Annotated in this window: 11 protein-coding genes; 10 read left to right on the plus strand and 1 reads right to left on the minus strand. The window is 53.1% G+C overall.

All coding sequences use genetic code 11. From position 1 onward, the window contains the following. The first annotated feature begins 49 nt into the window (after positions 1-49). Together AB6T85_RS16740 and slyD are read left to right on the plus strand one after the other, a co-directional pair. Complete coding sequence (locus AB6T85_RS16740; RefSeq protein ID WP_125289837.1) at positions 50-244, plus strand: YheV family putative zinc ribbon protein; 195 nt, start codon at positions 50-52, stop codon at positions 242-244. Between the two features lie 126 nt (positions 245-370). Further along, complete coding sequence (gene slyD / locus AB6T85_RS16745) at positions 371-919, plus strand: peptidylprolyl isomerase (RefSeq protein WP_125289836.1); 549 nt, start codon at positions 371-373, stop codon at positions 917-919. Positions 920-970: 51 nt separating this feature from the next. Here slyD and AB6T85_RS16750 read toward each other — a convergent pair whose 3' ends face one another. After that, positions 971-1,189, minus strand: coding sequence for a protein SlyX (locus tag AB6T85_RS16750; RefSeq protein ID WP_125289835.1), 219 nt, complete (start codon positions 1,187-1,189; stop codon positions 971-973). A gap of 275 nt (positions 1,190-1,464) precedes the next feature. Between AB6T85_RS16750 and fkpA the strand changes: the two genes are divergently transcribed. The 8 genes from fkpA to fusA all read left to right on the plus strand — a co-directional run bounded on the left by fkpA (position 1,465) and on the right by fusA (position 7,505). After that, positions 1,465-2,295 carry an FKBP-type peptidyl-prolyl cis-trans isomerase gene (gene fkpA / locus AB6T85_RS16755; protein ID WP_253457725.1) on the plus strand — a complete coding sequence of 277 codons (831 nt, stop codon included), beginning with the start codon at positions 1,465-1,467 and terminating at the stop codon, positions 2,293-2,295. A gap of 179 nt (positions 2,296-2,474) precedes the next feature. Next, positions 2,475-3,197: a helix-turn-helix transcriptional regulator gene (locus tag AB6T85_RS16760; RefSeq protein WP_253457728.1), complete on the plus strand. Its 723-nt coding sequence runs from the start codon at positions 2,475-2,477 to the stop codon at positions 3,195-3,197. After that, a complete protein-coding gene (tusD, locus tag AB6T85_RS16765) occupies positions 3,197-3,583 on the plus strand; it encodes a sulfurtransferase complex subunit TusD (protein ID WP_253457730.1) in 387 nt (128 codons plus the stop codon). The genes AB6T85_RS16760 and tusD overlap by 1 nt, the downstream gene beginning before the upstream one ends. Continuing rightward, positions 3,583-3,942, plus strand: a complete 360-nt coding sequence (gene tusC, locus AB6T85_RS16770) for a sulfurtransferase complex subunit TusC (RefSeq protein WP_301251816.1) — start codon at positions 3,583-3,585, stop codon at positions 3,940-3,942. Before tusD ends, tusC begins: the two co-directional genes overlap by 1 nt. Positions 3,943-3,949: 7 nt before the next feature. Then, positions 3,950-4,237: a sulfurtransferase complex subunit TusB gene (tusB, locus tag AB6T85_RS16775; RefSeq protein ID WP_253457734.1), complete on the plus strand. Its 288-nt coding sequence runs from the start codon at positions 3,950-3,952 to the stop codon at positions 4,235-4,237. Between the two features lie 124 nt (positions 4,238-4,361). Beyond that, entirely contained in the window at positions 4,362-4,736 is a 375-nt protein-coding gene (rpsL, locus tag AB6T85_RS16780) for a 30S ribosomal protein S12 (protein ID WP_075182598.1), read from the plus strand. Between the two features lie 96 nt (positions 4,737-4,832). After that, the gene (gene rpsG / locus AB6T85_RS16785; protein WP_125289829.1) at positions 4,833-5,303 is read left to right on the plus strand and encodes a 30S ribosomal protein S7; all 471 of its coding nucleotides are present in this window, start codon (positions 4,833-4,835) and stop codon (positions 5,301-5,303) included. A gap of 87 nt (positions 5,304-5,390) precedes the next feature. Further along, a complete protein-coding gene (gene fusA / locus AB6T85_RS16790) occupies positions 5,391-7,505 on the plus strand; it encodes an elongation factor G (protein ID WP_253457736.1) in 2,115 nt (704 codons plus the stop codon). Positions 7,506-7,579 lie beyond the last annotated feature (74 nt).

Raw genomic sequence — 7,579 nt, forward strand, 5'->3', positions numbered from 1 at the left:
TACTGAGTCGGCATCGCTTTGCATTGCCTTTTATTTAATCGGAAAACCTATGCGTAAAAGATTTATTGCCGGGGCGACTTGTCCAAAGTGCCAGGCTAAAGATACCCTTGCTCTGTGGGTTGAAAATAATGTCGATGTGGTTGAATGCGTTAAGTGCGGTCATCAGATGCGCGAAGCAGACAAGCATGTTCGTGACGAAGTTCGCACTAATGAGCAAGTGATCGGAATTTTTCATCCTGAGTAGCGTTATGGCTCAGCTTTTTTTAAGCTGTATCTTACAGCGGCGTTGAAATTCATTACAATCAGCGCAAACTCAGAGCTTGCCGGCAAATCCGCCGATGTTTCAAGCTCTCAACGGTTAGGAGTAATCATGAAAGTAGCAAAAGACCTGGTAGTCAGCCTGGCATATCAGGTACGTACGGAAGACGGTGTGTTGGTTGATGAGTCTCCGGTGACCGCACCGCTGGACTATCTGCACGGTCATGGTTCCCTGATTTCTGGTCTGGAAAAGGCGCTGGAAAATCACGAAGCCGGCGACAAGTTTGAAGTGCACATCGCAGCTGACGAAGCCTACGGCCAGTACGACGACAACCTGGTGCAGCGCGTGCCGAAAGACGTCTTTATGGGCGTTGATGAACTGCAGGTTGGCATGCGTTTCCTGGCGGAAACCGACCAGGGCCCGGTACCGGTTGAAATCACCGAAGTGGAAGATGACCACGTGGTGGTTGACGGTAACCATATGCTGGCTGGCCAGAACCTGAACTTCAACGTGGAAGTGGTGGCGATCCGTGAAGCGACCGAAGAAGAGCTGGCTCATGGCCATGTTCACGGCGAGCACGACCATCATCACGATCACGACCACGATCATGACCACGGCAAAGGCGGTTGTGGCACCGGCGGCTGCGGCTGCAGCCACTAAGCTTAAATGAAAAAAGGCCACCGATAAGGTGGCCTTTTTTTTGGCGCGAAATCAATAGTGCGGCGGCGGCGTCTCTTCCGACTGCGAGGCGACCATTGACGGCGCTGCCGCCTTCAGTTTGTCGGTCAGCAGGCGCATCTGTTCGCGCAGGCGGGCCATTTCCAGCTCGTGATGAACCACCGTCTGGTTCAGCTCTTCGATAGTGTGCTCCTGAAAGGCCAAACGGCTTTCCAACAGCTCTAAGCGCTGCTCAAACACGGATTGTTGCATATTCTTTCCTCTTGCTGCCGCCAGGGCTGGATTGTTCCGATTCTAACGACAAAAACCGGGCCAGCACAGGCATAGCCGGTTTAATTTCGCCCTTACCGTTGAAAAAAGCCCTGGTTGCCTGCATCTTCATAGTGAAACTTTCGGACAGACAAGCGGTCGGAAGTAGTTAGTTTTCATTGCGAGAGTATGCAGTTTGCTCGCGCACGGTTGTTAGAGTACAGGCTCTGTCTGTAAAACGATTTCCGAGGTGAGAGGCTTCGGTTTTGGAGAAATGGATGAAATCACTATTTAAAGTCACACTGTTAGCCACCACCCTGGGCGTTGCGCTGAACGCACCGCTGGCCTCAGCAGCCGAAACCGCCGCGGCGCCATCAGCTCCAGCCGCACAGCAGGCACCGAAGAATGCCGCGTTTACAAACGAAGACCAGCAGTCTGCCTATGCACTGGGCGCATCGCTTGGCCGCTACATGGAAAACTCGCTGAAAGAGCAGGAGAAACTGGGCATCACGCTGGATAAGCAGCAGCTGATCTCCGGCGTCCAGGACGCTTTCGCCGGCAAGAGCAAGCTTTCCGATCAGGAGATCGAGCAGACCCTGCAGGCGTTTGAAGGCCGCGTGAAAACCGCCGCTCAGGCGAAGATGGAAAAAGATGCGAAAGAAAACACCGAGAAAGGCAACGCTTTCGCGACTAAATTCGCCAAAGAAAAAGGCGTGAAGAAAACCGAATCCGGCCTGCTGTATCAGGTAGAGAAAGAAGGCACCGGCGACGCGCCGAAAGACAGCGATACCGTAGTGGTTAACTACAAAGGGACGCTGATCGACGGCTCCGAGTTCGACAACTCCTACACGCGCGGCGAGCCGCTCTCTTTCCGTCTTGACGGCGTGATCCCTGGCTGGACCGAAGGCCTGAAGCACGTGAAAAAAGGCGGCAAGATCAAGCTGGTGATCCCACCGCAGCTTGCCTACGGTAAAAACGGCGTACCGGGTATCCCGGCTAACTCTACGCTGGTGTTCGATGTAGAACTGCTGGACATCAAACCGGCCGCTAAAGCGGACGCTAGCGCGCAGGCACCGACCGAAGCGCCAGCCGCTGCCCAGACCAAATAATGCCCGTGCCGCCACGCTCGTGGCGGCATTTTCCCCGCTTTTTCCTCCCCCGCGCTATGTCCACAAGAAATACATGACAAAGGTCAGGACAGGCATTTCCGATATTTGCTAGACTGACGCTCTTCGAAACTAACCTGCGCGAGCCGCATACCGCGGGCTCTTTTAAGGGTGGTGTCTTAATGTCTGGTTCAATTTTTACCGGTGATGTGAACGATCTGGAATTACTGGAGCAGCATCCCTTCGAACAAACCGATTTTGATATTCTTAAATCTTACGAAGCCGTGGTCGACGGGCTGGCGATGCTGATCGGCTCGCACTGCGAAATCGTCCTGCATTCGCTGGAAGATTTGAAATGCTCGGCGGTCAGGATCGCTAATGGCGAACATACCGGCCGCAAAATCGGTTCACCGATAACCGATCTGGCGTTGCGAATGCTGCATGATATGACCGATGCGGAAAGTAATGTTTCCAGAGCCTATTTCACCCGCGCCAAAAGCGGCGTACTGATGAAATCCGTGACCATCGCTATCCGTAACGGCAAACAGCGCGTTATCGGTTTGCTGTGTATCAATATGAACCTGGACGTGCCTTTCTCGCAGATTATGGCGACTTTTATCCCGCCGGAAACGCCGGAGATGGACTCTTCCGTCAACTTCGCCTCCTCGGTAGAGGATCTGGTGATGCAGACGCTGGAGTTTACGATTGAAGAGGTCAGCAACGACCGTAATATCTCCAACAATGCCAAGAACCGCCAGATTGTGCTGAACCTCTATGAGAAAGGCATCTTCGACATCAAAGACGCGATCAATCAGGTGGCGGATCGACTGAATATTTCCAAGCACACCGTTTATCTCTATATCCGCCAGTTTAAAAACGGCGACTTCCAGGGAAGCGAGCGCTGATGCGTTACACGCTGTTAGTCACCGGCCCGGCCTATGGCACCCAGCAGGCCAGCTCGGCCTGGCTATTCGCGCAGGCGCTGCTGGCGGAAGGCCACGAGCTGGAAAGCGTCTTTTTTTATCGCGAGGGCGTACTTAACGCCAGCGCGCTGACCTCGCCGGCCAGCGACGAGTTCAATCTGACCCAGGCCTGGCAGCAGCTGCATCGTGACCATCACGTTGCGCTCAATATCTGTGTGGCCGCCGCGCTGCGCCGCGGTATCACGGACGAGCAGGAAGCGAAAAACCAGGGCCTGCCCGCCGCCAATCTGGCTGAAGGCTTTCAGCTTGCCGGCCTGGGCGCGCTGGCGGAAGCCGCATTAAGCAGTGAACGAATGGTGCAGTTTTGATGAAGCGAATCGCCTTTGTATTCAGCCAGGCGCCGCACGGTTCCAGCGCCGGAAGAGAGGGGCTGGATGCGGTGCTGGCTGTTTCCGCGCTTAGCGAGGACGTGGCGCTGTTTTTTATCAGCGACGGCGTGATGCAGCTGTTGGGCGACCAGCAGCCGGAAAAAGTGCTGGCGCGCAACTACGTCGCCACCTTTGGCGTGCTGCCGCTCTACGATCTGGAAAATTTTTATGCCTGTTCAGCTTCGCTGGCCGAGCGAGGCATTGACGCCGCCGCGTTAAAGGCGCTGCCAGTAGCGGTGCTGTCGCCTTACGCATTGCGTGCGGAACTGGAAAAATACGATCGAATAATTTCTTTCTGAGGGAAGTATGCTGCATACGCTGATCAACTCGCCTTTTAAGTGCGATTTCAACGCCATGCTGCGGCTGCTGGCGGAAGGGGACGAGGTGTTGCTGCTGCAGGATGGCGTGCTGGCGGCGCTGGAAGGCAGCCAGGCCCTTGAATCGCTGCGTGCCGCCCCCATTTCTCTTTACGTGCTGCAGGACGATGTTATCGCTCGCGGGCTTTCTGCTCAAATTTCATCCAGCGCGGCCGCAGTAAGCTATACTGAGTTCGTCGCGCTGACGGTAAAACAGACTCAACAAATGACCTGGTGAGTACGATATCCTGGTTATTTCTTGACACCTTTTCTGCTCAGCCCTAAAATTCCGCGTCCTCGTTATCTGACGAGGCGATTTATTACGTGTTTACGAAGCAAAAGCAAATTCCAGGAGCTATTTAATGGCAACAGTTAACCAGCTGGTTCGCAAACCACGCGCACGCAAAGTTGCAAAGAGCAACGTGCCTGCGCTGGAAGCTTGCCCGCAGAAACGTGGCGTATGTACTCGTGTGTACACCACTACCCCTAAAAAACCAAACTCCGCACTGCGTAAAGTTTGCCGTGTGCGTTTGACCAACGGTTTTGAAGTTACCTCCTATATCGGCGGTGAAGGTCATAACCTGCAGGAACACTCCGTGATCCTGATCCGTGGCGGTCGTGTTAAAGACTTGCCAGGTGTGCGTTACCACACCGTTCGTGGCGCGCTGGACTGCTCAGGTGTTAAAGACCGTAAGCAGGCTCGCTCCAAGTACGGCGTGAAGAAGCCAAAGGCTTAATGGTTCTCCGTTAAGTAAGGCCAAACGTTTTATCTTAAATGTCATAATAAACTCGTAGAGTTTTGGACAATCCTGAATTAACAACGGAGTATTTCCATGCCACGTCGTCGCGTCATTGGTCAGCGTAAAATTCTGCCAGATCCTAAGTTCGGATCAGAGCTGCTGGCCAAATTTGTAAATATCCTGATGGTAGATGGTAAAAAATCTACTGCCGAATCAATCGTTTATACTGCACTTGAGACCCTGGCTCAGCGTGCTGGTAAAGGCGAACTGGAAGCATTCGAAGTAGCCCTGGACAACGTCCGCCCAACCGTGGAAGTTAAATCCCGTCGCGTTGGTGGTTCTACTTATCAGGTACCAGTTGAAGTCCGTCCGGTTCGTCGTAATGCTCTGGCAATGCGTTGGATCGTTGAAGCTGCTCGTAAACGCGGTGATAAATCAATGGCTCTGCGCCTGGCGAACGAACTTTCTGATGCTGCGGAAAACAAAGGTACCGCAGTGAAGAAACGTGAAGACGTTCACCGTATGGCCGAAGCCAACAAGGCGTTCGCACACTACCGCTGGTAACAGCTCAGTAGTTGTTATTAACCCAGCGGGCGTTCAGTTGACCCCGCTGGGATTTAACTTTGAACGTCCTAGAATCAGAGGAATCAAATGGCTCGTACAACACCCATTACACGCTACCGTAACATTGGTATCAGTGCACACATCGACGCCGGTAAGACGACCACTACCGAACGTATTCTGTTCTACACCGGTGTAAACCATAAAATCGGTGAAGTTCATGATGGCGCAGCCACAATGGACTGGATGGCGCAGGAGCAGGAGCGTGGTATTACCATTACCTCCGCAGCGACTACCGCTTTCTGGTCAGGTATGGCTAAGCAGTTCGAGCCGCACCGCGTTAACATCATCGACACCCCAGGACACGTTGACTTCACCATCGAAGTAGAACGTTCCATGCGTGTTCTTGACGGCGCAGTAATGGTTTACTGTGCAGTTGGTGGTGTTCAGCCACAGTCTGAGACCGTATGGCGTCAGGCTAACAAATATAAAGTTCCACGCATCGCGTTCGTTAACAAAATGGACCGCATGGGTGCTAACTTCCTGAAAGTAGTTGGCCAGATTGAAGCACGTCTGGGCGCAACTCCGGTTCCTCTGCAGCTGGCTATCGGCGCAGAAGAGAACTTCACCGGCGTTGTTGACCTGATCAAGATGAAAGCGATCAACTGGAACGACGCAGACGCAGGCGTGACCTTCGATTACGAAGAGATCCCAGCTGATATGCAGGAACTGGCTGAAGAATGGCGCCAGAAACTGATTGAAGCCGCAGCTGAAGGCTCTGATGAGCTGATGGAGAAATTCTTTGGCGGCGAAGAGCTGACCGAAGAAGAGATCAAAACTTCTCTGCGTAAGCGCGTACTGAACAACGAAATCATCCTGGTTACCTGTGGTTCTGCATTTAAGAACAAAGGTGTTCAGGCGATGCTGGATGCCGTGATCGAATATCTGCCGTCACCAACTGACGTTACAGCGATCAACGGTATTCTGGACGACGGTAAAGATACGCCGGCAGTTCGTCACTCAGACGACAACGAGCCGTTTGCTGCGCTGGCGTTTAAAATCGCGACCGACCCGTTTGTTGGTAACCTGACATTCTTCCGCGTTTACTCTGGTATCGTTAACTCTGGCGACACCGTGTACAACCCGGTTAAATCTCAGCGCGAGCGTCTGGGCCGTATCGTACAGATGCACGCTAACAAGCGTGAAGAGATCAAAGAAGTTCGCGCAGGCGATATCGCTGCGGCTATCGGTCTGAAAGACGTGACTACCGGTGACACCCTGTGTGACCCGGACAACGTTATCATTCTGGAGCGCATGGAATTCCCTGAGCCGGTAATCTCTATCGCTGTAGAACCGAAAACCAAAGCTGACCAGGAAAAAATGGGTCTGGCTCTGGGCCGTCTGGCTAAAGAAGACCCATCATTCCGCGTATGGACTGATGAAGAGTCTAACCAGACTATCATCGCCGGTATGGGTGAGCTGCACCTCGACATCATCGTTGACCGCATGAAGCGTGAATTCAACGTTGAAGCGAACGTCGGTAAACCTCAGGTTGCTTACCGCGAAGCGATTCGCTCTAAAGTAACTGACGTCGAAGGTAAACACGCCAAGCAGTCTGGTGGTCGCGGTCAGTACGGTCATGTTGTTATCGACATGTACCCACTGGAGCCGGGTTCAAACCCGAAAGGCTACGAATTTGTCAACGACATCAAAGGTGGTGTAATTCCTGGCGAATACATCCCTGCGGTTGATAAAGGCATTCAGGAACAGCTGAAAGCTGGCCCACTGGCGGGTTACCCGGTAGTAGATCTGGGCGTGCGTCTGCACTTCGGTTCTTACCATGACGTTGACTCCTCTGAGCTGGCGTTTAAACTGGCGGCATCAATCGCCTTTAAAGATGGCTTTAAGAAAGCACAGCCTGTGCTGCTTGAGCCTATCATGAAGGTTGAAGTTGAAACGCCAGAAGAGAACACTGGTGACGTTATCGGTGACCTGAGCCGTCGTCGTGGTACGCTGCGCGGTCAGGAATCCAACGTGACTGGCGTTGTGATCCACGCTGAAGTGCCGCTGTCCGAAATGTTCGGATATGCTACACAGCTGCGTTCTATCACCAAAGGCCGTGCATCTTACTCCATGGAATTCCTGAAGTATGATGACGCGCCAAACAACGTCGCTCAGGCTGTTATTGAAGCCCGTGGTAAATAATCGGGTTTAACCAATTGATCCCGTGCTCTCCTTTCCACAGGGGAGAGCACAGAAAGTAAGGAATATCGCCGTGG

Source organism: Erwinia aeris, from assembly GCF_041224955.1.
GTDB lineage: Bacteria > Pseudomonadota > Gammaproteobacteria > Enterobacterales > Enterobacteriaceae > Erwinia > Erwinia aeris.

What these genes read in the sequence shown, in the direction of transcription:
- tusC (WP_301251816.1), top strand. Translation starts at nt 3,583, where the DNA reads ATGAAGCGAATCGCCTTTGTATTCAGCCAGGCGCCGCACGGTTCCAGC.
- tusD (WP_253457730.1), top strand. Translation starts at nt 3,197, where the DNA reads ATGCGTTACACGCTGTTAGTCACCGGCCCGGCCTATGGCACCCAGCAG.
- tusB (WP_253457734.1), top strand. Translation starts at nt 3,950, where the DNA reads ATGCTGCATACGCTGATCAACTCGCCTTTTAAGTGCGATTTCAACGCC.
- AB6T85_RS16750 (WP_125289835.1), bottom strand. Translation starts at nt 1,189, where the DNA reads ATGCAACAATCCGTGTTTGAGCAGCGCTTAGAGCTGTTGGAAAGCCGT.
- fusA (WP_253457736.1), top strand. Translation starts at nt 5,391, where the DNA reads ATGGCTCGTACAACACCCATTACACGCTACCGTAACATTGGTATCAGT.
- fkpA (WP_253457725.1), top strand. Translation starts at nt 1,465, where the DNA reads ATGAAATCACTATTTAAAGTCACACTGTTAGCCACCACCCTGGGCGTT.
- slyD (WP_125289836.1), top strand. Translation starts at nt 371, where the DNA reads ATGAAAGTAGCAAAAGACCTGGTAGTCAGCCTGGCATATCAGGTACGT.
- rpsL (WP_075182598.1), top strand. Translation starts at nt 4,362, where the DNA reads ATGGCAACAGTTAACCAGCTGGTTCGCAAACCACGCGCACGCAAAGTT.
- rpsG (WP_125289829.1), top strand. Translation starts at nt 4,833, where the DNA reads ATGCCACGTCGTCGCGTCATTGGTCAGCGTAAAATTCTGCCAGATCCT.
- AB6T85_RS16740 (WP_125289837.1), top strand. Translation starts at nt 50, where the DNA reads ATGCGTAAAAGATTTATTGCCGGGGCGACTTGTCCAAAGTGCCAGGCT.
- AB6T85_RS16760 (WP_253457728.1), top strand. Translation starts at nt 2,475, where the DNA reads ATGTCTGGTTCAATTTTTACCGGTGATGTGAACGATCTGGAATTACTG.